Raw genomic sequence first — 23,631 nt, forward strand, 5'->3', positions numbered from 1 at the left:
ATCGATGGACGAGCTGGTTTCCCGGCTGCTGGCGGCGGGCGAGACCGCACCCCGTCGTGGCCGTGACCCGGTCAACCTGCCGATGATCCGCAACTGGCTGGAGGCGCTGGGTGACGCGTCACCGCGTTACGAGCGTGATCTGGTCGCGCCGCCCGCGATGATCCAGGTCTGGACGATGCGAGGGCTGTCGGCCGGGGAGCCCGATCCGTTGCAGACGATGTCGGTGGCGCTCGACGAGGCCGGCTTCCCGAACGTGGTGGCGACCGATTCCGAGCAGGTCTATCACCGTCCGCTGCGGGTCGGCGAGGAGGTCTCGGTGCGGAGCCGGCTGGAGTCGGTGGCCGGGCCCAAGCGGACCGCCCTGGGCGAGGGCTGGTTCGTGACCACGTCGAGCAGATGGTTCAGCGGGGCGGAGCCGGTCGCGTCGATGCGGTTCCGGATCCTGAAATATCGAGAGACGCCGGTTTCCCCGGCTCCGGGTGCTGACCCCCTTCGACCCGTGATCACCGCGGACAACGCCGTCTTCTGGGATGGCGTCGACGCCGGTGAGCTGCGCGTCCAGCGCTGTGGTGAGTGCGGCGCCCTGCGGCATCCGCCCGGCCCGGCCTGTCCGCGCTGCGGCGGGTTCAAGCAGGAACACACGGTGGCCGCAGGCTTCGGTACCGTGCACAGCTTCGTGGTCCACCACCATCCGCCGGTGCCGGGCCGCCGGGCGCCGTTCACGGTCGGCCTGATCGACCTGCCGGAAGGCGTCCGGATGGTCGGCGAGGTGCGCGGACCCCGACCGGTGGCGATCGGCGACAGGGTGCGGGTCTTCTTCGACGACGGCCTGCCGGTCTGGCGGCCCGACCTGCCGGCGCTGGACCCGTGGGAGCTGGCGGTCACCCCGACGCTGATCATCAGCGCGGCGCTGGCCACCCGCGACTTCCAGGACGTCCACCACGACCGGGACGCCGCGGTCCGCCGGGGCGGGAAGGACATCTTCCTCAACATCCTGACCACCACCGGGCTGGTCCAGCGCTATGTCACCGACCGTCTGCCGGACGCCGACGTGCGGGGCATCTCGATCCGGCTCGGCACACCGTGCTTCGCCGGGGACACGCTGACCTTCACCGGCACGCTCACCGAACCGGGCCGGATCGCGGTGACCGGGCGGACCGCGGCCGGCGCGCACGTCACCGGAACGGTCACGGTGGCGTCGTGATCCCCTCCTCCTGCGCGATCGCCGGCATCGGTGCCACCGAGTTTTCCAAGGACTCCGGCCGCAGCGAACTGCGCCTCGCGGTCGAGGCGGTGCGCGCCGCGCTCGACGACGCCGGCCTGCGGCCCGGCGACGTCTCCGGCCTGGTCACCTTCGGCATGGACAACAACCCCGAGATCGCCGTCGCGCGCGAGCTGGGGATCGGCGAGCTGCGCTTCCTGAGCCGGATCGGGTACGGGGGAGGCGCCGCCTGTGCCGTCGTCCAGCAGGCCGTCCTCGCGGTCGACGCCGGGCTCGCCGACGTGGTGGTCTGCTACCGCGCCCTCAACGAGCGGTCCGGCCGCCGGTTCGGGCGGCCCGTCACCGCACCGGACCCCGACGCGGGCTGGCACTACCCGATGGGCCTCGCCACCCCGGCCGCGATGGTCGCCATGGTGGCCCGGCGCTACCTGCACGAGTACGGCGCCACGACCGACGACTTCGGCCGGGTCGCCGTGGCGATGCGGCGGCACGCGGCCACCAACCCGTACGCGTGGTTCTCCGGCCGGCCGATCACCCTCGACGAGCACCGCGCCTCCCGGTGGATCGCCGAGCCGCTGCGGCTGCTCGACTGCTGCCAGGAGAGCGACGGCGCGGTGGCACTGGTCGTGACGTCGCTGGCGCGCGCACGTGACCTGTCCGCCCGGCCCGCGGTGATCGCCGCGGCGGCGCAGGGGAGCGGCCCCGACCAGTTCGTGATGACCAGTTACTACCGCTCGAACGTGGCGGCTCTACCGGAGATGGGCGTGGTGGGGCGGCAGCTCTGGGAGCAGAGCGGGTTCGCCCCGGGGGACGTGCGGGCCGCTGTGCTCTATGACCACTTCACCCCGTACGTGATGATGCAGTTGGAAGAATTGGGTTTTTGCGGTCGTGGCGAGGCGCGGCACTTCCTCGCGGACGGCGGGATCGAGCTGGACGGCCGGCTGCCGGTGAACCCGCACGGCGGGCAGCTGGGCGAGGCCTACATCCACGGCATGAACGGCATCACCGAGGCGGTCCGCCAGATCCGCGGCACGGCGGCGAACCAGATCCCCGGCGACGGCCCGGTCCTGGTCACCGCCGGAACCGGCGTCCCCACCAGCGGCCTGATCCTCACCACCCGGTAGCCGTCGATTCAGTCGTTTTGGCCGAGTGTCACGGGCGGTGGCCGGTAACCGTGGGAGCGCTGTGGGTCTGCGTCATTCTGCAGGGCCTGGGGCATCCGCAGGTTTCCATGAAGCGCGGGGTTTACCGCGGATGCCGGCACGCGGGGTGACAACGGTTAGCGCTGACGACCAGCTGGACCAGCTGGACCAGCTGGCCGTCAGTGCACTCGGCCGCGGCAATGTTCCCGAGGTGCGTCATCACTGCTGCAGGGCCACCAGGGCCGGACCGCCCGTCAACACGAACCGTTGTCACCCAGCGTGCCGACAACCGCGGTCAACGCGGCGCTGCACGGAAGTCCGCGGACGCCCCAGGCCCCACAGAATGACGAGAACCCCCAGCGCTCCACGGTCAGCGGCGACCGACTGTGACGCGCGGCCGCATCGGCGCACTACCGGGCGGCGGGCATCCGCCAGCAGGGTCAGTGCTGTCTCGGAGGGTCGGCGAGAACGCTGACATCCAGCCGGGCACGACGAGTTGGTCGCCAGTGCTGACCTTGCTGGCTGATCGACGAGCCGTCGACTCGTCGGATGTGAGATGGGTGCCGCCGGTTGTCGATGGTGGAGCGGTGCGGGCGGGCTGGCGCTCAGTGCTCTCGAGACAGGTATCCGGCAGCACTGGTGACCAGCTCGTCGTGCCCGGCTGGCGCTCAGTGTTCTCGCCGGCAGGCCGGGGCAGCGCTGAGCGCCAGCCGGGCCACGCCTTTCCATGATCCACGCCAGCCGAGGACAGCACTCACGACCAGCTGGTCCGGCAGGTGGTCAGTGCTCCCGGACGCGGCAACGTTCCCCCGGGGGCGGGGTCATCGCCGCTGCGGGGGCCAGCCGACGACCAGAGTCGGGCCGCCGCATCAGCGCCAACCGTTGTCACCCAGCGTGCCGGCATCCGCGGTCAACGTCGCGCTTTACGGAAACCCGCGGACGCCCCAGGCCCCGCAGGATGACGCAGACCCCATAGCGCTCCACCGAAACCGGCAACCGACCGTGACACACGGCCGGATCGACGCACTACCGGGCGGCGTCGCCAAGCGCCGCCGAGCGTGATGCATCTTGCGCAGTGGGTAGAAATCGCTCGTCAGGGGATCAAGGCTCGGCTAGGTTCGCGGCCATGCGACAACTCGACGAGAAGGAGATCAGGGACTCCTTCATCAACTGCAGCAAGGGCGAGGCCGGCCGGATCAAGTTGCCTGCCGGGTTCGCCGACGGGGCCGTGCCCTGGGCCGACATCGACTTCCTCGGCTGGACCGATCCGGGCGCGCCGCAGCGTGCGCTGCTGGTGGTGCCGGGCGGAGCAGGCACCGGCCGGGACGGTGCGGCCGGGATCGTGCTCCGGCGACCGGAAGCGATCAAAGTGTCGGCGATGCGGTCCAGCATGTGCCGGATCTGCCTGACCGACCACGCGTCGTCCGGGGTGGGGCTGTTCGTGGCGCCGCTCGCCGGTCCGGCCGGGCGGCGGGGCAACACCGTCGGCGAGTACATCTGCTCGGATCTGGCCTGCTCGCTCTACCTGCGCGGCAAGCGGCAGCCGAAGATGCGGCTGGTCTGCCGGGAGGAGACGCTCACCCTGCCGGAGCGGATCGACCGGGCGATGACCAACCTGGCCGCGTTCACCGACCGGATCGCGGCGGGCTGAGAAGTCGCGGCCGGCTGAGAAGCCGCGGCCGGCTGAGAAGTCGCCCGCCGGCTGAGAAAGTCGCCTACGGCTGAGGACAGGAGACCGGAAATGGACACGCCCCGCACAAGACTCGGCCCCGCTCACGCGGGGCCGTCGACGTACCTTCAGGAAGTCTCCACCCCGATCTGGACCCGGCGATGCGCCGGCCGTTCTATCTCGTCGAGCACGGCGACCGCGAAGTCCGGGTACGAGATCCGGCTCCCCGCGTCGGCCGGCGCGATCCGATAACGCCCGCTCCGCCCACCAGCATGATCGAAATCGCCCGCCGGACTGACGATCAACCAGTCCGCGCCGGAGCCGCGCAGCACCTCCGCCCCGGCCGCGTGCCCCAGATAGAACTCGCGGTACTCCTGCGGATATCCGGGCGTGTCCATCAGCAGCGTGCCGTCCGCCGTCGCCAGCACCGACGCGAGGCCCACCACGACGAGTCGGCGGGCGCCGATCCCGAGCAGCGCCTCGGCCGCCGCCGTGTAGAACTTCCGGGGTTCGGCCGACGGGTCGAAGACGGCGCTGATCACGGCGTCGTGTCCGGCCGCGACCGCACCGGGATCCGTCACATCCCCGGCTACCGCGGGGACCGGTCCGGCGTACCCTCGTGGGTCTCGCACCACCGGGGTCACCCGGTGACCGCGCCGCAGCGCCTCGTCGGTCAATGCTCGCCCGGCTCGCCCGCCGGCCCCGAAGATCGCGATCTCGCTCATGGCCGGACCGTATCCGGGGGCCCGGTTTCCGATCGGATACCGATTACCGTGACAGTCATGGATCCCGACATGTTCGATCCGGTCTGCCCGTCGGCCCTGTCCCCGATCCGGGTCGGCGACAAGTGGTCCGGCATGGTGATCCGCTGCCTGGAGCAGGGCCCGCGCCGCTTCTCCGAGCTGCGCGTCCCGCTCCGCGGCGTCACCGCGAAGGCGCTGACCAAGTCGCTGCGCCTGCTGGAACGTGACGGCCTGGTCGAGCGGGTCACCGCGCCGGCGCCGGCCTATCAGCTGACCGCGCTGGGCCGCAGCATCCTCGGCCCGCTGAACGCCGCGTGCGCGTGGGCCGAGGACCATTGGGACGAGCTGCTGGACGCCCGGGAGTCAGCCCGCTGATCCGGCGGCCAGCTCACGGGCGATGCCGATGAGCTGGTCCTCCTGTCCACCGACCAGGCGCCGCTCGCCGGCCCGCACCAGGATCTCCGCGCCGGAGACCCGGTAGCGGTCCGCCAGCGCGTACGCGTGGAGCAGGAAACTCGAGTAGACCCCGGCATACCCCATGATCAGGGCCATCCGGTCGAGTCTGCACTCGTCCGGCATCGCCGGGCGGACCACGTCCTCGGCGGCGTCGACGATCCTGAAGAAGTCGACTCCGGTGTGGATGCCGAGCTTGTCGCAGACACCGACCAGCGCCTCCACCGGGGTGTTCCCGGCGCCCGCCCCGAAACGGCGGGTGCTCCCGTCGATCTGCCGGGCGCCGGCCCGCACGGCCAGGATCGAGTTCGCCACACCGAGGCCGAGGTTCTCGTGGCCGTGGAAGCCGACCTGCGCGTCGCCGCCGAGCTCCGCGACCAGCGCCGACACCCGGTCGCTGACCTGGTCCAGGACGAGCGCGCCGGCCGAGTCCACCACGTAGACGCACTGGCAGCCGGCGTCCGCCATGATCCGCGCCTGCCGGGCCAGGGCCGCGGGCTCCGTCGAGTGGGCCATCATCAGGAAGCCGACGGTCTCCAGGCCCAGGTCACGGGCGAGACCGAAGTGCTGGACGGCGATGTCGGCCTCGGTGCAGTGCGTGGCGATCCGGCAGACGCTCGCGCCGTTGCCGGCGGCCGCCCGGATGTCGTCGATCACGCCGACGCCGGGCAGCATCAGGAAAGCGATCCTCGCGCGTGTCGCGGCGCCGACCGCCACCCTGATCAGCTCCTGTTCCGGGGTGTGGCTGAGGCCGTAGGTGAAGGACGAGCCGCCCAGTCCGTCGCCGTGGGCCACCTCGATCACCGGGATCCCGGCGGCGTCCAGGGCGGTCACGATGTCGCGCACCTCGACCGCCGTGAACTGGTGCCGTTTGGCGTGTGAGCCGTCGCGCAGCGTCGAATCGGTGATCCTGATCCCGGCCGTCATCTCGCCATCTCCTCGGCGACGCGCGTGGCGGCGGCGGTCATGATGTCCAGGTTCCCGGCGTATGCCGGCAGGTAGTCGCCGCTGCCCTCGATCTCCAGAAAGACGCCGACGCGGAGAACGTCGCCGGCCATGTCGAACTGCGGCTCGTCCAGCAGCCGATATCCCGGCACGGATCGGGCCACGTCGGCGACCATGTCCGCGACCGAGGTGACGATCGCGTCCCGGTCCGCGTCCGGTGCGACGGCGCAGAACACGGTGTCCCGCATCATCAGCGGCGGCTCGGCCGGATTCAGCACGATGATGGCCTTTCCGCGGGCCGCGCCGCCGATCGTCGCCAGCCCGCGACCGGTGGTCCGGGTGAATTCGTCGATGTTCGCCCGGGTGCCGGGACCCGCCGATCTCGACGCCACCGAGGCGACGATCTCGGCGTAGGAAACCGGTGTCACCCGGGACACCGCGGCGACGATCGGAATCGTTGCCTGCCCGCCGCAGGTGGTCAGATTGAGATTCGCGGCGTCCCGGTGCGCGCCGAGATTCACCGACGGGACGACGGCCGGGCCGACGGCGGCCGGTGTCAGATCGATCGCCCGGATTCCGGCTGCCGCATAGAGCGGGGCATTCGCCGTGTGCACGGACGCCGACGTCGCCTCGAACACCACGTCCGGCAGCGGATCGCGGGCGAGCAGCCATTCCGCGCCACCGGTTCCGGTCTCCAATCCGTTGTCGGCCGCTCGTTTCAGGCCGGGACTCGACGGATCGACGCCGGCCATCCACTGTGGCGCCACGACCGGGGATCGCAGCAGTTTGTACATCAGGTCGGTGCCGATGTTCCCGGATCCGACGATCGCGGCGGTCAGCATCAGTTCTCCTCGCGGAATGCCAGCCGGACCGAACCGAGCCCGGTGAAACCGGCGACGAAACGGTCACCGGGCCGCACGTCGACGGCCCGCGCACAGGCGCCCGGCAGAATCAGGTGGCCGGCCCGCAGGCGTACCCCGAAACGCGCCACCGTCCGCGCCAGCCAGGCCACTGCCGTCACCGGATTCCCGAGAACGGCATCGGAGCGCCCGGCCGCGACGACGTCCCCGTTGCGGGTGAGCTGGGCGTCGATCGCCCGCGGATCAAGAGCTTTCGGCGGTACGCGTTCCGCGCCCACCACGAATCCGGCGGACGAGGCGTTGTCCGCGATCGTGTCGGCGAGCCCGATCCGCCAATCCTCGATCCGGCTGTCGATGAGTTCGATCGAGGGCGCGAACGCCTCGGTCGCCTCCAGCACGTCCTCTTCCGTGCAATTCTGCCCGGGCAGATCCGCGCCGAGCAGAAAGGCGACCTCGATCTCGGCACGCGGATAGCAGTACCGGCGGGCGTCGGCCGGTTCGTCCTCCCGCAGCCGCATGCCGGCCAGCAGATGGCCGTAATCCGGCTCGTCGACGCCCATCATCTCCTGCATCGCCGCCGACGAGAGACCGACCTTGTGCCCGACGATCGGTTCCGCGCGCCGACTGATGTTGAAGAGCTGGATCCGGTACGCATCGTCAGCCGTCAGATCCGGCCGTTCCCGGGTGATCGGTGGAATCGGCGCGCGATCCCGTTCCGCCGCCCACAATCGGCCGGCGATTCGCGCGCAGTCATCGTCGCTGAGCATCGGCACCTCCGCGTGCGTGAGCGGCCGAGTGACGCCCGGCCCGCCGTCCCGAGAAGACACAGTCGGCGAGCGACAGCCCGCTCACATAGGCGCCCGAGCAGATGCCCGCCGCGTTCCGCCCCGCCGCATAGACAGCGCCGTTCCTCGCATTTCCGGCGAGCTCGCCGGTCTCCTCGTTCACCGCGAGCCCGCCGAGCGTCAGCATCGGCGCCGGCAGCCCGCGCGCGCCGATCGAGACGTCGATCAGGGACCAGGGCCCCCGCCCGCCGCGACCGGCAGCGCTCACGGTCGCCGCCAGCCCGGCCGGGTCCACGCCGGCCTTGCGGGCCACGGCCGCCACGGTCGGCGCGCTCACCCGGCCCATCCCCGGCCCGGCCGGCCCCAGCATCCACCAGGCCTGCCACCGCTGGAACCACAGCGTCTCGCGCCGCACCTGCCGCCGCGCCGCGGCCAGCACCGCCGCGTCCACCAGCAGCCACGCCCGCCCGCCGGGACCGCGCAGCACCGCGTCCCCGATGGCCGCGCCGTACCGCCACTCGTCGCAGACCCGCCGCCCGTCGCGGTCCACCAGCAGACCGCCGGTGAGGGCCGAGGGCGGGGTGAGGAACCGCCACACGGTGACCCGGTCCAGGTGCGCGGTGACCCCGCCAGCCTCGACGCCGAGCAGGATCCCCGAACCGTCGTCGCCGGGTGTGCCGAGCCGCAGGCCGCCGCGATAGGCCGGGGCGTGCTCGCGCATCATCTCCCGGTTGAAGACGAAACCGCCGGCGGCGAGCACCACGGCGCGGGCCGGGATCGTCTCTGCCGTGGCGTGACGATCCTCGATGCGGGTGACCTGCCGGTGCAGGGCACGGCCGAGTCCCGGCAGGTAGAGGCCGGGTTTCACGGACAGGCGGTGCAGCAGCCGGTGTGCGAGCCGCGGCCAGCCGGTCAGCGTGCGGCACTCGACGACGCCGCCGTCCAGGCGGATCGCGCGGGTCTGGGTGCGAACCTCGGCGCCCGCTGCGCGAGCCGCCTCGGCCAGGGCCCGGTGCAGCGCATGCCCGGAGGTGCCTCGCGCGCGGGTGCGATGACCACGGGGTACGGGTGGATCCTCGCTCCCGGAGACGTAGAGGTGATGGCGGTTCGTCGGATACGACGTCTTGACCGGGCAGACCGACGAGCCGAACGGGACACCGTGGCCGGTCAGCCAGTCGAGCATCTCCGCACTCTGCTCGCAGAATCGCCGCAGGGTCGCCGGCGAGACGGCGTCGCGGGTCTCGGTGCGCAGATACTCGTACATCAGCCGGGGGTTGTCCTTGATCTTGGCGGCCCGCTGGAAGCGGGTCCCGCCGCCGGCGTAGACCACCCCGCCGGAGATCGCTGTCGCGCCGCCGCCGCCGAACCTGTCGATCACCAGGACCCGGGCGCCGGCCTCGGCGGCCTCGATCGCGGCGCATGCCCCGGCCGCGCCGAAGCCCACCACCACGACGTCCCACACGGTCCGCTCCTGAAACAGGTATCAGTCTGGTCTGCTCCGCTACATGGCGCTCGGGAGCTCGATAACTATAACCTGTTCTAGTGGAAGAATTCGATGTCGTCGTGGTCGGCAGCGGCGCCGCCGGGATGACCGCGGCGCTCACCGCGGCCCGGCACGGACTGTCCGCGACAGTGGTGGAGAAGGCGCCGGTCTTCGGCGGCTCGACAGCCCGGTCCGGTGGCGGCCTGTGGCTGCCCGGCAACGCGGTGCTGGGCGGTCACGCGGTGCTGGGCGGTCACGACGACGCCGGGCCGTACCTCGCGTACGTGGCCGGTCCCGAGGTGCCGGTGGCGCGACAGAAGGCGTTCCTCACGCGCGGGCCGGAGATGCTGGCGTTCGTCCGTTCCTGCACACCACTGGAGTTCGCCTGGGTGCCCGGTTACCCCGACTACCATCCGGAGGCCCCGGGTGGCCTCGCGCGGGGTCGTACCATCGAACCGCGTCCGCTGGACGCCCGCGAAGCCGGACCCGATCTCGCCGATCTCGCACCGCCCTACCTCGCGGCCCCGAACGGCATGGCCATCACCGCCGTCGATTTCCGCTGGCTCTCGCTGGGGCTGCGGCATCCGCGCTCGATCTCCACCGCCGGGCGGCTCGCCGTGGTCACCGCCGCCGACCGGCTTCGGAGACGCCGCTGGCTCACCATGGGCCAGGCGCTCGCCGCCGGCCTGCGGGCCGGCCTGCGCGAGAGCGGCGTCGGGGTGCGGCTGGGCACGCCGATGACAGCGCTGCTGACCGACAACGATCGGGTGGTGGGGGTGCGCTGCGGCGACCTCGAACTGCGGGCCCGGCGCGGCGTGGTCCTGGCCAGCGGGGGATTCGAGCAGAACGAGCGGATGCGCCGGCAGTTCCAGGGACTCGGCACCGCGTGGACGGTCGGCGCGACCGGCAACACCGGCGACGGCATCGAAGCGGGACAGCGGCTCGGCGCCGCGCTCGACCTGATGGACGAGGCGTGGTGGGGGCCGTCGCTGCCGCTGACCCGGGGACCGTACTTCTGCCTCGCCGAACGCAACCTGCCCGGCAGCCTGATCGTCGACGGCGGCGGCAGCCGTTTCGTCAACGAGTCCGCGCCGTACGTCGACGCCGTCCACGCGATGCTCGGCCCGCCGTCCCACCTGCCGTCCTGGCTGATCACCGACCAGCGCTACCGCGACCGGTACGTCTTCGCTGGCCGTGCCCCGCGCACCCCGCTGCCCCGCCGCTGGTTCGACGCCGGCGTCGCCCACCGCGCCGGCTCGCTGGAGGCTCTGGCCGGCGGCATCGGTGTGCCGCCGGAGGCGCTGCGGTCCACCGTGGAGCGCTTCAACGGCTTCGCGGCGCGGGGCCGGGACGCGGATTTCGGCCGGGGCGAGTCGGCCTACGACAGGTACTACGGCGATCCCCGCCAGCGCCCCAACCCGTGCCTGGGCGCGCTGCGCAAACCGCCGTTCTACGCGTTCTCCCTGGTGCCGGGCGATCTGGGTACGAAGGGAGGCCTGCGCACCGACGAGCGGGCCCGGGTGCTGCGGGGCGACGGCGAGCCGATCCCGGGCCTGTACGCGGCCGGCAACACGTCGGCGACGGTGATGGGGCGGGGTTATGCGGGCGCCGGTGCGACATTGGGTCCGGCGATGACGTTCGGGTATGTGGCAGCCCGCGACATGACCGACGACCCGCCGGCTGGTCCGGCTGGTCCGGCTGGTCCGGCTGGTCCGGCTGGTCCGGCTGGTCCGGCTGGTCCGGCTGGTCCGGCTGGCGCGTAGCGTTCACAGATCGGGCACCCGGCGACACTGGCAGCCAGCCGGACCAGCGGGCTGCCATCCGCCAAAGCGTGTCGACTTCGGGCTCGCTGCGCGCCCCAACTCCACACGCCGGCCGGTCTCCCCTTGGGCGTGTTGAGTTTGGGTGCGCTGTGCACCTCAATTCCGCACGTGGAGTGGGTTTCTCTCGGGTGTGTTGAGTTTGGGTGCGCTGTGCACCTCAATTCCACACGTGGAGTGGGTTTCTCTTGGGCGTGTTGAGTTTGGGTGCGGTGGGTGCCTGAACTCCACACGGGACGGATTGGGGTTTGAGGGTGAGTGGGCAGCGGTAGCGAAAGGCGCCGGACGGCCGTGCGCCGGCAGATGGCCGCGCTGACTCCCGGGAACGGCATGAGTGCTTTTGGGGACGGCGTCCCTCGTACCCTCAGAAATAGGTTATGGAAATGGAGTTGGTCCGCGGAATGGCCTGGCACGCCAGGATGTAGCCCTCGGCGAAATCCTCCTCATCGAGGATCTCGTTGTTGAGCAGGTCCACTTCGCCGCTTGTCATGCGGACCGCGCAGGCGCCGCACTGGCCCTGCCGGCAGGAGTACGGCGGGTTGAGCCCGGCGTCGATGATGACGTCGAGGAGGCGTTTCCCGGCGGGCCATGGAATGACGTGGGTCCGGCCGTCGATGGAAACCTCGGCGACGGCGTCAATCGTCGAAACAGGCCCGTTCGTCGAAACAGGCTCGGCCGTCGGAGCAGGCTCGGCCGTAGGAGCAGGCTCGGCCGTCGGAACGGCATCGGTCGTGGGAACGGCATCGTTCGTCGGCGCGGGATCGGTTTCGAAACGCTCGATCCGGATCCGGGAGTCGGGGACGCCGGCCGCTTGCAGCGCTTTCTCGGCGACCGCGACGAACGGTTCGGGGCCGCAGACGAACGCCTCACGATCCCGGTATTCCGCGATGAGCGCCGCCAATCCGTCGGCGGTGGGAAGGCCGCGCTCGTCATCGAGCCAGTGGGTGACGGGGACCAGGCCGTCCAGCTCATTCCTGAAGATGATCGAGTCGGCGTCCCGATTCGCGTAGAACAGGACGGCGTCGCCGCGCAGAGCCGCGATGATGCCCATGATCGGGGTGATGCCGGAGCCGCCGGCGAGCAGCAGCAGGTCGTCGTCGAGGGAGGCCGGGGTGAAAGTGCCGGCCGGTCCGGCGCAGTCCAGCTGGTCACCGGGGCGGACGTGGTCGCAGATCCAGTTCGACACCGCCCCGCCCCGAACCCGTTTAACCACAATTTTTGGCATTTTTCCGGAAAAGGGCGAGGTGGCCAGCGAGTAACAGCGCGCGCCGACCGGTGTGCGCACCGTCAGATACTGCCCGGGCAGGTAACGGAACGACGCGTCGCATTCCAGCGAAAGGGAAACAGCATCCGCGGTCTCCTGGACGACATCGCGCACCACGAGCCGAGAGAAAAGCATCAACTCACCTCCAGCCGCCCGTCCCGCACCGCCCGCTCGATGCTGTCGCGCAGGTCGGGGCAGGTCGGCACGAGCGCGGTCGGCCGCTCACCGGCGATCCCGGCCAGAAATGCGCAGCCGCTTCCGGGCCATTGCACGCTGGTCTGCGACGCGCTCCGTTTTCCGGCCCGGACAACCGCGCCGCACCGATCGCAGCCGATCTCGGAGAGCCCGCCCCCCAGATAGGAGTCCCGCTCGGAGAGGGCGCTCATGAGGCCTGTGCGGCCCGGGCCTGATTGGCGGCCACCTCGGTTTCCCACGTCTCGACGGCCCGGGTGGTGTCCACCTCGAATTCGTAACGCGCCGTCATGTCGTCGGTGATGTCCTCGACGTCGACGTAGAACTGCTCGTACCACCGGCGCAACTGATAGACCGGCCCGTCCTCCGCGCAGAGCAGGGGATTGTCGATCCGCGTCTTGTTCTGCCAGATCTCGACGTCCTGCAGGAAACCGACCCCGATGCTCTTGGAAAATTTGGCGGCGGCTTTCGCGGCCTGCTCGGTGGTGAGGCCGGGCAGGCTTTTCATGATGACGCCCCACTGCAGCACGAACGACGTCGGCGTGACCGGGTAGTGGCAGTTGATCAGCACCGATTCCACCTCGATGCCCTGCCAGTTGTTGTAGAGGTAGTCGATCATGTAGGACGGCCCGTAGTAGGCGGCCTCGGACCGCAGCGTCGACTCTCCCGTCTGGCTGGCCGCGGTCGGCACGTCGGGCCGCGGCCGGGTGTTCAGGAACTGCGCCGCCACGTGGCCCTCCAGGACGTTCTTGAAGAACGTCGGGAAGGCGAAGTGGATGTAGAAGAAGTGCGCCATGTCGACCACGTTGTCGATGACCTCGCGGCAGTTCGCGCCGTCGATCCGCACCGAGTCCCACGTCCACGAGCTCCACTCGTCGGAGAACGCGCCCTCGATGCGCGGGATGGCCACCTCGGGCGGCGGCGGATTGCCCTGCGGATCGTTCCAGACGAAGAGCTGACGGTTCTGCTCGCAGGTGGTCCACGACCGGGTCCGGGCGCGCAGCGGCACCCGGTGCGCGTAGGGGACCGCGTCGCAGCGCCCGTCGCCGCGCCACCGCCAGTCATGGAACGGGCAGGCGATCGTGTCGCCCTTGATCGTCCCCATCGTGAGGTCGCCGCCCATGTGCCGGCAGTAACCGTCGAGCACGTTCAGCTTGCCGCCGGAATCGGCGAAGACCACGAGCTTCGTGCCGAAGGCGTGGACCGCGTGCGGCCGCCCGTCACGGAAGGTGTCGGCCAGGCCCAGGCAGTGCCAGCCCCGCGCGAACCTGGCCGGCGGGCTTCCCACATCGATCAGCCGAGGTTGCATCGCGTCGACCTCCGAGTGACGAGAAAGGTAGAACGTGTTCTACTATAGGCACCGCGCGGAAAGAGAACCAAACACCTGGAGGGATCTCATGGACGCGGTCCTCGACAGAGTGCGTGAACTGTTACCGGTTCTGCGGGAGCGAGCGCAGGAGACCGAGGACCGTCGCGCCCTCGATCCCGAGATCGTGAAATCGCTCGCCGAGACCGGCCTGTTCCGCCTCCTGCAACCGTCCCGCTTCGATGGCATCGAGGCGCACCCGCTCACCTTCCTCACCGCGATCCGGGAGATCGCCTCCGCGTGCGGTTCGACCGGCTGGGTCGCCTCGGTGATCGGCGTGCACAACTGGCAGCTCGGGCTCTTCCCGGACCGCGCGCAGCAGGACGTCTGGGCGCAGGACCCGAGCGTCCGGATGTCGTCCTCCTACGCGCCCACCGGCCGGATCACGGCGGTCGAGGGCGGCTTCCGGGTGAGCGGCCGCTGGAGCTTCTCGTCCGGTTGTGATCACGCGACCTGGGTGCTGCTCGGCGGCATCGTCCCGCCCGGCGACGACGGCACGCCCGCCGACTTCCGCACGTTCCTGCTGCCGATCAGCGACTACACGATCGAGGACGTCTGGCACACGGTCGGCCTGCGCGGCACCGGCAGCAACGACATCGTGGTCGACGGCGCGTTCGTCCCGGAGCATCGATCACTGAGCTTCAACGACACCTCGCGCTGCCGCTGTCCCGGCCAGGAGCAGAACCCCGGCCCGCTCTACAAGATCCCTTACGCGTCGCTCTTCTCCTACGCGATCACCACACCGTTGATCGGGATGGCGACCGGTGCGTACCAGGCGCACGTCGACTACACCCGCGAGCGCGTCCGTGCCTCCTATGTCGGCGTCCGCGCCGCCGAGGATCCGCACTCCCAGGTCCGGGTCGCGGAGGCGTCGAGCGACATCGACTCCGCCTGGCTGGCCCTGCAAAACAACATGCGCGAGCTGATGGATCTGGTCACCGCCGGGACGCGACTTCCGATGCCGTTGCGCTTGCGCATCCGGCGCGATCAGGTACGCGGCACCGAGCTCGCCATCCGCGCGGTCGACCGCCTCTTCGAGAACTCCGGCGGCCGGGCGCTCGCGGTCGGCACCCCGATCCAGCGGTTCTGGCGCGACGCGCACGCCGGCCGGGTGCACGCGATCAACGACCCGGAGCGGGCGCTGTCCATGTTCGGTCGCGGCGAGTTCGGCCTGCCGCTCAACGACGCGATGGTGTGAGATGACGCTGGCCTTTCACCGAGCGGGGTCGGGACCCCCGGTGGTCCTTCTGCACGGCGGCGGTCCCGGCGCGTCCGCCAAGAGCAATTTCTCCGGTACGGTCGAGGCCCTCGCCCCGCACTTCGACGTGCTCGCTGTCGACCAGCCGGGTTACGGCGGCTCGGTCGACGAGCCGATCACCGGGCAATACTTCACAGTCGCCGCGCAGGGACTGGCGGACCTGCTGGACAAGCTGGGCATCGAGCGGGTCGACCTGGTCGGCAACTCGCTCGGCGGCGGCACCGCCGTCCGCTTCGCCCTGAACTTCCCCGGCCGTGCCCGGCGCCTGCTGCTGATGGGGCCCGGCGGCCTGAGCCTCAACGTCTTCGCCGCCGATCCCACCGAGGGCGTGAAACGGCTGGGCGCTTTCGGCCGCGATCCCAGCCGCGAGCGGATCGCCGCGTTCCTGCGCACGCTCGTCTACGACCCCTCGCTGATCACGCCGGAGCTGGTCGAGGAGCGCTACCGGGCGGCGGCCGCGCCGGCCGCGCTCAGCGCCATGCGGTCGATGGGCGCCTCGTTCGCGGACCCCGCCACCTTCGAGGAGGGGCTGCTCTGGCGGGAGGCGCACCGGCTGCGGCACGAGGTGCTGCTGGTCTGGGGCCGGGAGGACCGGGTCAACCCGCTCGACGGCGCGCTCGTCGCGCTGAAGCTGCTGCGCAACGCCCGGCTGCACGTCTTCGGCGGCTGCGGTCACTGGGCGCATCTGGAGAAGTCCGACGAGTTCCACCGGCTGGCCATCGACTTCCTCACCAGGGAGGCTTCGTGAGTCTCATCAGATCTCTCGGTTATCTGCGGGTCGAGGCCACCGACGTGCCCGCGTGGCAGGAGTTCGGCACCAGGGTGCTCGGCATGGCGCTGGGGCGGGGTCCCGCCGAAGAGTCCGTCTACCTGCGGATGGACGACCTGCCGGCGCGCATCGTGGTGACGCCGGGCGCCCGGGACCGGCTGGTGTCGTCCGGCTGGGAGGTGGCCGATCCGGCGGCTCTGGATCGGCTGGGCGCGATCCTGGAAGACGCCGGGATCCCGGTACGGAAGGATCTCGATCTTGGTGATCGCCGGGTGGACCGCATGCTCAGCGTCGACGACCCGGCCGGGAACCGGCTGGAGTTCTTCTGCGGCGCCGCCCTGGACACCCGCCCGTACTCCGGGCCGGCCCGGTTCGTCACCGGCGACCAGGGGATGGGCCACGTCGTGCTGCCGGCCACCGACGACGCGGCCGCGCTGCGGTTCTACACCGAGGTGCTCGGGTTCCGGCTGCGCGACTCGATGCGGCTGCACCCCGAGATGATCGGCCTGCCGCCCGGCGGCGAGCCGCTCTGGATGCGCTTCCTCGGCTGCGGCCCGCGCCACCACAGCGTCGCCCTCGCGCCGATCCCGGCGCCGAGCGGCATGATCCACCTGATGGTCGAGACGGAGTCCATCGACGACGTCGGGCGGGCGATCGACCGCTGCGGAAAGCACAAGGCCCCGATGATCTCCAGTCTGGGCCGGCACGCCAACGACCGGATGGTCTCGTTCTACGTGCGCACGCCCAGCGGATTCGACATCGAGTACGGGACCGGAGGCTTGACGGTCGACGACCGTACCTGGGTGGCCCGGCAGACCACCGCGCACAGCGTCTGGGGTCACCGCTTCTTCGGCGGCGGCGGGCATTGACTGTCGACTCGCGCCGCTTCCGCCGCGTCTTCGGCCACTTCTGCACCGGCGTCACCGTCGTCACGACGGCCGACGACGACGGCGCGGCGGGGTTCGCCTGCCAGTCGTTCGCGCCGCTCTCCCTGGACCCGCCCCTGGTCCTGTTCTGCGTCCGTTCCTCCTCGGCGACGGGCCGGCGCATCCAGAAGGCGGGCTTCTTCGCCGTCAACGTCCTGGCCCACGACCAGCGCGAGGTGTCCCGCCTGTTCGGCGTCTCCGCCGCCGACCGCTTCGCCGCTCTCTCCTGGGCGCCGGCCCCGTCCGGCGCGCCGCTGCTGACCGGCGCGCTGACCTGGGCGGACTGCCGGATCGACGCGGTGCACCCGGGCGGCGACCACGACATCGTGGTGGGCGAGGTGACAGCCCTGGGCGCCTGCCGGGACGCCGCTCCGCTGCTCTTCCACCAGGGCCGCTACACGGCGACGGTGGCGGTCTCCCCGCACGAGCCGCCGGAGGTGGTCGACACCCTGCTCGCCTGGCCCCGCCACAACGACTGGATCTGACCGATCCGGGATTCGGGTAAGCTTCCGGGTGACCGAATTGCCCTCCGGAAAGGGTAGGTTTCATGAGCGCCGAATTGGCCGATACATGGCACCGACCTCCCCCCGAGGGCTATTTCGCTGATGATCTCGATCGGATCCCCGATCTTCCGCCGCACACCGAACTCATCGACGGAAGCCTTGTCGTCGTGAGTCCGCAGAAACGCTTTCACATGATGGCTCTGCGCCTCCTGGAGAACGCGTTGATCCGGCTCGCGCCGGGGGATCGGTTCGTGGTCAGCCGGGAGATGTCCGTGGTGCTGGGCGAACGCCAGCGGCCGGAGCCGGACCTGCTGCTCGTGCACGCGGACGCGGAGATCGGCCTGGATGCCACGTGGTACCCGGCGGACGCGGTGGTTCTGGCCGTCGAGGTGGTTTCGCCCGATTCGGAAGAGCGTGATCGTAAGCGGAAGCCGTCGCTCTACGCTGAGGCGGGCATCAGGTATTTCTGGCGTGTGGAAGATGCTGAAGGGCGAATGGTCATCTATGCGTACGAGCTCGATCCGGCCACGAGTAAATATGTCCCGGTGGGAATCTTCCACGATCGGATGAATCTGGCCCATCCGTTCGAGATCGATATCGACCTCACCGTGATCGATCAGAAAGGTCCGCTCCGCGGCTGACCTCACGGCAGGAGAGCGCCGGCCAGCCGGTCGAGGTGTTCCTGCGGCGAGCCGAAGAGCTGGGCCGAGGACCAGGCCCGGCGCAGGTACAGGTGGGCGTCGTGCTCCCAGGTGATCGCGATCCCGCCGTGCACCTGCACCATCTCGGCGGTGACCGCGCGGACGGTCTCCGAGCACCAGACCTTGGCGACGGCGGCGAGCCGGCCGGCGTCCGGTGAGCCGGTCACCAGGGCTTCGGCAGCGGTCCAGCAGGCGGAGCGGGCGGCCTCCACGCGGACGTGTGCCTCGGCCATCCGGTGCTGCAGGGCCTGGAACGCCCCGATCGGCCGTCCGAACTGGACCCGGTTCTTCGCATGGTCGACGGTCAGCTCCAGGGCGCGGGCGGCGGTTCCCACCTGTTCGGCGCTCAGCGCGACGCACGCGAGGTCGTGCAGGGGGCGCGCCGGGCCGATCTCCGACATTTCGGAAATGTCTATTGGGCTGATCTCGCTCAGCTTCCTCGTCAGGTCCAGCGATGCCGCGGGCCGCATCGACACCGCCGCCGGATCCACCGAGTACAGCCGATCCTCGGAGACCACCAGCAGCAGATCAGCGATCGAGGCGTCGATCACCACTCCGTCCCAGGTCACGGCCACGACCAGGGCACCGGCGCAGATCGGGGGCAGCAACCGGGCACACGCGTGCTCGTTGCCGGTCGCCAACAGTGCTTGCGTTCCCAGCAGCGTCCCGAGCATCGGCGCCGGTGCCAGCGCCCGTCCCAGCTCCTCCAGCACGACGATCGACTCGTGCGGTGTCGCGCCGGCCCCGCCGTACTCCGGCGGCACCGCCAGCCCGGCCACGCCGATCTCCGTGCAGAGCCGCCGCCAGAGTCCGGCGTCGTACCCGTCCCGCGCCGAGTACCCGGAGACCAGCCCGCGGACCGCCGAGCGCAACGCCTCACGTTCCTCGTTCATCGCACCCCTTCGCCAGTTCCGTCATCACCCGGGCGCGATGCTGCGAGGCGGTGCCCCAGCTCAGGGTCAGCACCCGCGTCATGGCCAGCCACCGCCGCAGCCCGTGCTCCCACGTGTAGCCCACCGCCCCGTGCACCTGCAGCGCCGCCCGGGCCGCCCGATGCGCCGCCTCCGCACAGGCCACCTTCGCCGCCGACACATCCCGGGCCGGGTTGAGCCCGGCCGCGTCCGAGGCCGGGTTGAGCTCGGCCGCGTCCAAGACGTCGCGGGGATGGTCGAGCGCCGCCGCGCCCGCGTACAGCAGTGGCCGTGCGAACTCCAGCGCCACCGCCACGTCAGCGAGCCGGTGCTGGACCGCCTGGAACCGCCCGATCGGCCCGCCGAACTGCTGGCGCGCCCGCGCGTACTCCACCGATGCCTCCAGCATCGCCCGCCCCAGCCCGAGCAGCTGAGCCGCGCAGACGAGCGCCCCGAGATTCAGCGCGCGCTCCACCACGGGTGCCAGTGCCGGGCCTTCGGCCACGACTGGTGCCGACGCCGGGCCTTCGGCCACGACGGATGCCGACGCCGAGTCCTCGGCCACGACGCTGCCGGGGGAGATCCGGCCACCGGACACCCGCACCACATCCGGTCCCGCCCACACCAGGACTCCGGCCGTCTCGGCATGCGCGGCAAGCGGCAGCCAGGGCGGGGCCGTGAGAGTGGCGACGAGACGGCCGGAGGCGAGTCCGGGCAGCCAGGTCGCGGCGATCCGCTCGTCCCCGCAGCCGGCGAGCAGCGCCGGAACCGCCGCGAGCGACTCCGCGACCGGCCCCGGAACAGCGTGGTGTCCGAGCTCCTCCGCCGCTACGACGAGGGCCGACGCCGGCGCCCCGGCCCCACCGAACCGCTCCGGCACCGCCAGCCCGGTGACGCCGAGCGCCCCGAGCCGCCCCCACGCGGAAAGCACTCCGGAATCCGGCCCGGAAACCGCCCCGGAAAGCTCCCCGGCACGCGGCCGGTACACCGCCCCGGAATCCGGCCCGGAGAACGCCCCCGCAGCATGAAGCGCCCCGTGCAGCGACGCCGCGAAATCGGCCTCTTCCGCCGACGGCGCGAGTCTCATCCCGTACCCATGTCCCGGGGAAGGCCGAGCCCTCGCTGCGCGAGAATGCCGCGCTGGATCTCGTTGGTCCCGGCATAGATCGAGCCCGCCAGGGCGAAGAGATAGCCGGCCGTCCAGTCCGCGTCCGCCTCGGCCCGCGCCCCGAGCACCTCGAGCGCTGTCTCATGCAGCGCGATGTCCGTCTCCGACCAGAAGATCTTGGTAGCGCTGGGTGGGATGGCGCGATCGAGCGACAGGTAGGCGGCCATCCGATACGCCCGCGCCGCGATCCACGAGTCGGCCACCCGGTCCCGCAGCGCGGTGTCCGAGCCCTCCGCGAGCCAGAGCCGCACGAGCCGGGAAGCGGTCGCGGTGAACCGCCCGGGACCACGCAGCGTGAGCCCACGCTCGTGACCCGCCGTGCTCATCGCCACCCGCCACCCGTCCCCGGGCGCGCCGATCACATCGTGGTCCGGCACGAAGACGTCGTCCAGGAAGATCTCGGCGAACCCGGCATGGCCGTCCAGCTGCCGGATCGGCCGCACCGTGACACCGGCCGCCCGCAGGTCGAACATCAGGTAGGTGAGACCGCGATGGGGCTCGGCGGAACTGCGGAACAGCCCGAACGCCCGGTCCGCGACGGCCGCCCGGGAGCTCCACGTCTTCTGCCCGGACAGCGACCAGCCGCCGGCGACCCGGACCGCGCGCGACCGGATCGCCGCGAGATCGCTGCCCGCCTCCGGCTCGGACCACGCCTGCGCCCACACCGTCGCACCGCGTGCCATCGGCGGCAGAACCCGGGCGCACTGCTCGGACGTGCCGTGCGCGAGCAGCGTGGGCGCGAGGAGGAACAGCCCGTTCTGACCGATCCGGATCGGAGCGGAAGCCCCGTGGTACTCCTCGTCGAAAAGCACCGCGTGCAGGGGCGGAGCCGCCCGCCCGCCGTATTCCGACGGCCAGGAGACCGCGGCGAGCCCGGCGTCGGAAAGCCGCCGCTCCCATTCCCGGTGTGCCGCGGCGCCCGCCGGGGTGTCCACGCCCGGCAACGGCTCGGCCGGCACGTTCCGGGCCAGCCAGTCCCGTGCCTCGTCGCGGAAAGCGGCGGCCGCGGGAGCCAGTTCCAGATTCACCGGGCGGCCTTCTTCATGGCCGCCGCGTCCATGCCGGCGAGGGGATCGTCGCTGGTCTCCGCGTTGTGCGCGTGGGCGAGGTGGTGCAGTCCGAAGACCGAGTCCATGCCGCTGCGCATCCCCATCTGGTCCTCGCAGAGATTGATCGCCCGTTTCGCGAGCGCCAGCCCGAACGGCGGCATCTGCGCGATCCGCCCGGCCAGCGCGAACGTCTCCGTCTCCAGCTCCTCGCGGGGCACCACCCGGTTGACCATGCCGACCTCGTAGGCGCGCCGTGCCCCGAAACGATCACCCGTGAAGAGCACCTCGCGGGCCATCCGGGCGCCGAGCGTCCAGGGATGCGCGAAGTACTCCACCCCGGGGATGCCCATCCGCAGCACCGGGTCGGCGAAGAACGCGTCCTCGGCCGCCACGATCAGGTCGCAGACCCAGGCCAGCATCAGCCCGCCGGCCACGCAGGCGCCCTGCACCATCGCGATCGACGGTTTCGGCATCTCCCGCCAGCGCCGGCACATGCCCAGGTAGACCTCCATCTCCCGGGCGAATCGGCGGTCCGCGCCGGCCTTGTCGGTGTGGTCCCACCAGGGCACCGCGCGGCGCGGGAACTCGGTGTCGGCGTCGCGCTCCGGAGTGCCGATGTCGTGGCCGGCGGAGAAGTGGTCGCCCGCCCCGGCCAGCACGATCACCGCCACGTCGCTGTCGTTCACGGCCCGGGTGAACGCGTCGTCGAGCGCGTAGGTCATCGCCGAGTTCTGCGCGTTCCGATACCGAGGGCGATTCATCGTCACCAATGCGACGGGCCCGCGCGTCTCGTAGCGAACCGTCACGGCGCCTCCCGCAGCTGGAATTTGAGAACCTTGCCGGAAGCGTTGTGCGGCAGCTCCGCCCGCAGTTCCACACGCCGCGGCACCTTGTACCCGGCGAGCCGGCTCCGGCAGAAAGTGATCACTTCGGCCGGATCCAGATCAAACCCCGGCCTGGGTACGACGAAAGCCCGTCCCACCTCACCGAGCCGCTCGTCCGGCACCCCGACGACAGCCGCCTCGGCGACCGAGGGCATCTCGGCGAGGACCCGTTCGACCTCGGCCGGGTACACGTTGAACCCGCCACTGATGAACATGTCCTTGACCCGGTCGGTGATCGTCAGATAGCCCCGATCGTCGAGCCGCCCGACGTCCCCGGTGTGCAGCCAGCCATCGGCGTCGATCGCCTCCGCTGTGGCCGCCGGGTCGTCGAGGTAGCCGAGCATCACGTTCGGCCCGCGCAGCAGGATCTCGCCGTCCTTGTCGCCGATCCGTACCTCCATCCCGGCCGCGGCCCGCCCCGACGTGGTGGACACCGTCCGGTCGTCGTCACCCGGCCGGCACATCGTCGCCACCACCGCCTCGGTCAGCCCGTACGCCGTGAGCACCGTGCCGGCGCCCAGCTCGGTGCGGATCCGCGCGATGAGCGCCGGCGGCACGGGGGCGGCGCCGGTGACCACGAGCCGCAGGCTCGACAGGTCGTGGGCCGCGCGTGACGGATGGTCGAGCAGGCCGATGTAGAGGGTGGGCGCGCCGGGCAGCACGGTGATCCGTTCCCGGGCGATCAGCTCGCACGCGCGGGACACGTCGAAGACCGCCTGCGGCACGATCGTCGCGCCGGTGAGCAGGCAGGCGAGGATCCCGGCCTTCCAGCCGAAGCTGTGGAAGAACGGGTTGATCACCAGATAGTTGTCGTCGCTGGTGAGCCCGGCGATCTCCGCCCACGCGGCGGCCGCCCCGAGGGCTTGGCGGTGTGCGCTCATGGCGCCCTTGCTGCGGCCCGTCGTGCCGGAGGTGAAGAGGATGTCACTGAGGTCGTCCGGGCGTACCCCCGCTGCTCGTGCCTCGGCGGCCGCAAGCGGGACGCCGGGCGCGCGCCGCAGGAAGCTCGCCCAGTCCGGCAGGGGAACCACCAGCGGAGGCAGCGCGGCGCCCGTCGCCCGCAGGTCGGCGAGCCGGTCGGCGCCCAGGAACGGGCCGGAGACGACCAGGGCCCGGGCCTCGCTGCGATGCAGCACGTCGGCGGCCTCGACCGCCGGGTAGCGCGTGTTGACCGGCACCAGCGTCGCCCCCGCGTAACTCGCGCCGAGGGCGGCGAGAACCCAGTGCGCGGTGTTCGGCGCCCAGATCGCCACCCGGTCACCGGCCTCGATCCCCGAGGCGGCGAACGCGCGGGCCGCGGTGCGGGCCTCGTCGCGCAGCTCCGCGAAGGTCCACCGGCCGGCGTCCGCGTCGGCGAGCGCCGGAGCCGTCCCGAAATCGCGCGCCGCCCGGTCCATCGCCGCCGGGATGGTGTCGTCCATCCGGCCTCCCGTGCGTGCCATCCGCTCACCGAGTTTCCTTACCAAGCAAGTGCTTGGTCGCCTAGGGTGTGAAGCCTACGCGCGCTCCGGGAGGTGA

22 protein-coding genes and 2 pseudogenes are annotated in these 23,631 nt (G+C 71.2%); 11 read left to right on the forward strand and 13 right to left on the reverse strand.

Going from position 1 to position 23,631, the window contains the following annotated elements:
- Positions 1 to 4: 4 nt before the first annotated feature.
- The 4 genes and pseudogenes from AB0F72_RS24440 to AB0F72_RS24455 form a co-directional block, all read left to right on the forward strand.
- Positions 5 to 856: pseudogene (locus AB0F72_RS24440) on the forward strand (OB-fold domain-containing protein); the annotation flags it as partial.
- Complete coding sequence (locus AB0F72_RS24445) at positions 851 to 1,204, forward strand: MaoC/PaaZ C-terminal domain-containing protein (RefSeq protein WP_360435580.1); 354 nt, start codon at positions 851 to 853, stop codon at positions 1,202 to 1,204. The pseudogene AB0F72_RS24440 and the gene AB0F72_RS24445, both read left to right, overlap by 6 nt.
- Positions 1,201 to 2,346, forward strand: a complete 1,146-nt coding sequence (locus tag AB0F72_RS24450; RefSeq protein WP_360435414.1) for a lipid-transfer protein — start codon at positions 1,201 to 1,203, stop codon at positions 2,344 to 2,346. Before AB0F72_RS24445 ends, AB0F72_RS24450 begins: the two co-directional genes overlap by 4 nt.
- 1,144 nt (positions 2,347 to 3,490) lie before the next feature.
- Entirely contained in the window at positions 3,491 to 4,015 is a 525-nt protein-coding gene (locus AB0F72_RS24455; RefSeq protein WP_360435416.1) for an FBP domain-containing protein, read from the forward strand.
- A gap of 146 nt (positions 4,016 to 4,161) precedes the next feature.
- Here the strand turns inward: AB0F72_RS24455 and AB0F72_RS24460 are convergent, their stop codons facing one another.
- Positions 4,162 to 4,758, reverse strand: a complete 597-nt coding sequence (locus tag AB0F72_RS24460; RefSeq protein ID WP_360435418.1) for an NAD(P)H-binding protein — start codon at positions 4,756 to 4,758, stop codon at positions 4,162 to 4,164.
- Positions 4,759 to 4,815: 57 nt separating this feature from the next.
- Between AB0F72_RS24460 and AB0F72_RS24465 the strand changes: the two genes are divergently transcribed.
- Positions 4,816 to 5,151, forward strand: coding sequence for a helix-turn-helix domain-containing protein (locus AB0F72_RS24465; RefSeq protein ID WP_360435420.1), 336 nt, complete (start codon positions 4,816 to 4,818; stop codon positions 5,149 to 5,151).
- Here AB0F72_RS24465 and dmpG read toward each other — a convergent pair.
- From dmpG to AB0F72_RS24485, 4 genes are read right to left on the reverse strand one after another with little or no spacing between them, the layout of a single operon-like run.
- Positions 5,140 to 6,156 carry a 4-hydroxy-2-oxovalerate aldolase gene (dmpG, locus tag AB0F72_RS24470; RefSeq protein ID WP_360435422.1) on the reverse strand — a complete coding sequence of 339 codons (1,017 nt, stop codon included), beginning with the start codon at positions 6,154 to 6,156 and terminating at the stop codon, positions 5,140 to 5,142. The two genes, AB0F72_RS24465 and dmpG, sit on opposite strands and share 12 nt — an antisense overlap.
- Positions 6,153 to 7,016 carry an acetaldehyde dehydrogenase (acetylating) gene (locus tag AB0F72_RS24475; protein ID WP_360435424.1) on the reverse strand — a complete coding sequence of 288 codons (864 nt, stop codon included), beginning with the start codon at positions 7,014 to 7,016 and terminating at the stop codon, positions 6,153 to 6,155. The genes dmpG and AB0F72_RS24475 overlap by 4 nt, the downstream gene beginning before the upstream one ends.
- A complete protein-coding gene (locus AB0F72_RS24480; RefSeq protein ID WP_360435426.1) occupies positions 7,016 to 7,801 on the reverse strand; it encodes a 2-keto-4-pentenoate hydratase in 786 nt (261 codons plus the stop codon). The genes AB0F72_RS24475 and AB0F72_RS24480 overlap by 1 nt, the downstream gene beginning before the upstream one ends.
- Positions 7,785 to 9,281, reverse strand: coding sequence for an FAD-binding protein (locus tag AB0F72_RS24485; RefSeq protein ID WP_360435428.1), 1,497 nt, complete (start codon positions 9,279 to 9,281; stop codon positions 7,785 to 7,787). Before AB0F72_RS24485 ends, AB0F72_RS24480 begins: the two co-directional genes overlap by 17 nt.
- A gap of 80 nt (positions 9,282 to 9,361) precedes the next feature.
- Between AB0F72_RS24485 and kstD the strand changes: the two are divergent.
- A pseudogene (gene kstD / locus AB0F72_RS24490) lies at positions 9,362 to 10,966 on the forward strand (3-oxosteroid 1-dehydrogenase); the annotation flags it as partial.
- A gap of 520 nt (positions 10,967 to 11,486) precedes the next feature.
- Here the strand turns inward: kstD and AB0F72_RS24495 are convergent.
- The 3 genes from AB0F72_RS24495 to AB0F72_RS24505 are packed head-to-tail and all read right to left on the reverse strand — an operon-like array spanning position 11,487 to position 13,887.
- Positions 11,487 to 12,521, reverse strand: a complete 1,035-nt coding sequence (locus AB0F72_RS24495) for a ferredoxin--NADP reductase (RefSeq protein ID WP_360435430.1) — start codon at positions 12,519 to 12,521, stop codon at positions 11,487 to 11,489.
- A complete protein-coding gene (locus AB0F72_RS24500) occupies positions 12,521 to 12,772 on the reverse strand; it encodes a hypothetical protein (protein ID WP_360435432.1) in 252 nt (83 codons plus the stop codon). Before AB0F72_RS24500 ends, AB0F72_RS24495 begins: the two co-directional genes overlap by 1 nt.
- Complete coding sequence (locus tag AB0F72_RS24505; protein WP_360435434.1) at positions 12,769 to 13,887, reverse strand: Rieske 2Fe-2S domain-containing protein; 1,119 nt, start codon at positions 13,885 to 13,887, stop codon at positions 12,769 to 12,771. Before AB0F72_RS24505 ends, AB0F72_RS24500 begins: the two co-directional genes overlap by 4 nt.
- Positions 13,888 to 13,975: 88 nt before the next feature.
- On the opposite strand from AB0F72_RS24505, the gene hsaA reads away from it, so the two are divergent.
- The 5 genes from hsaA to AB0F72_RS24530 all read left to right on the forward strand — a co-directional run bounded on the left by hsaA (position 13,976) and on the right by AB0F72_RS24530 (position 18,041).
- Positions 13,976 to 15,142 carry a 3-hydroxy-9,10-secoandrosta-1,3,5(10)-triene-9,17-dione monooxygenase oxygenase subunit gene (hsaA, locus tag AB0F72_RS24510; RefSeq protein ID WP_360435436.1) on the forward strand — a complete coding sequence of 389 codons (1,167 nt, stop codon included), beginning with the start codon at positions 13,976 to 13,978 and terminating at the stop codon, positions 15,140 to 15,142.
- Between the two features lies 1 nt (position 15,143).
- A complete protein-coding gene (gene hsaD / locus AB0F72_RS24515) occupies positions 15,144 to 15,950 on the forward strand; it encodes a 4,5:9,10-diseco-3-hydroxy-5,9,17-trioxoandrosta-1(10),2-diene-4-oate hydrolase (RefSeq protein ID WP_360435438.1) in 807 nt (268 codons plus the stop codon).
- Entirely contained in the window at positions 15,947 to 16,840 is an 894-nt protein-coding gene (gene hsaC, locus AB0F72_RS24520; RefSeq protein ID WP_360435440.1) for an iron-dependent extradiol dioxygenase HsaC, read from the forward strand. The genes hsaD and hsaC overlap by 4 nt, the downstream gene beginning before the upstream one ends.
- Positions 16,837 to 17,382, forward strand: coding sequence for a 3-hydroxy-9,10-secoandrosta-1,3,5(10)-triene-9,17-dione monooxygenase reductase subunit (gene hsaB, locus AB0F72_RS24525; RefSeq protein ID WP_360435442.1), 546 nt, complete (start codon positions 16,837 to 16,839; stop codon positions 17,380 to 17,382). The genes hsaC and hsaB overlap by 4 nt, the downstream gene beginning before the upstream one ends.
- A gap of 62 nt (positions 17,383 to 17,444) precedes the next feature.
- Positions 17,445 to 18,041 (forward strand): Uma2 family endonuclease, encoded by a 597-nt coding sequence (locus AB0F72_RS24530; RefSeq protein ID WP_360435444.1) that lies wholly within the window; start codon positions 17,445 to 17,447, stop codon positions 18,039 to 18,041.
- Positions 18,042 to 18,043: 2 nt separating this feature from the next.
- Here AB0F72_RS24530 and AB0F72_RS24535 read toward each other — a convergent pair whose 3' ends face one another.
- The 5 genes from AB0F72_RS24535 to AB0F72_RS24555 are packed head-to-tail and all read right to left on the reverse strand — an operon-like array spanning position 18,044 to position 23,534.
- Positions 18,044 to 18,994, reverse strand: a complete 951-nt coding sequence (locus AB0F72_RS24535) for an acyl-CoA dehydrogenase family protein (RefSeq protein WP_360435446.1) — start codon at positions 18,992 to 18,994, stop codon at positions 18,044 to 18,046.
- On the reverse strand, positions 18,978 to 20,099 hold the full coding sequence (locus AB0F72_RS24540) for an acyl-CoA dehydrogenase family protein (protein ID WP_360435448.1): 1,122 nt from the start codon (positions 20,097 to 20,099) through the stop codon (positions 18,978 to 18,980). The genes AB0F72_RS24535 and AB0F72_RS24540 overlap by 17 nt, the downstream gene beginning before the upstream one ends.
- Positions 20,096 to 21,208, reverse strand: coding sequence for an acyl-CoA dehydrogenase family protein (locus AB0F72_RS24545; RefSeq protein WP_360435449.1), 1,113 nt, complete (start codon positions 21,206 to 21,208; stop codon positions 20,096 to 20,098). The genes AB0F72_RS24540 and AB0F72_RS24545 overlap by 4 nt, the downstream gene beginning before the upstream one ends.
- Positions 21,205 to 22,035 (reverse strand): enoyl-CoA hydratase, encoded by an 831-nt coding sequence (locus AB0F72_RS24550; RefSeq protein ID WP_360435451.1) that lies wholly within the window; start codon positions 22,033 to 22,035, stop codon positions 21,205 to 21,207. Before AB0F72_RS24550 ends, AB0F72_RS24545 begins: the two co-directional genes overlap by 4 nt.
- Complete coding sequence (locus tag AB0F72_RS24555) at positions 22,032 to 23,534, reverse strand: FadD3 family acyl-CoA ligase (protein WP_360435581.1); 1,503 nt, start codon at positions 23,532 to 23,534, stop codon at positions 22,032 to 22,034. Before AB0F72_RS24555 ends, AB0F72_RS24550 begins: the two co-directional genes overlap by 4 nt.
- Positions 23,535 to 23,631 lie beyond the last annotated feature (97 nt).

Origin of the sequence: Actinoplanes sp. NPDC023936, assembly GCF_040639325.1 — a bacterium.
Classification (GTDB): domain Bacteria; phylum Actinomycetota; class Actinomycetes; order Mycobacteriales; family Micromonosporaceae; genus Actinoplanes.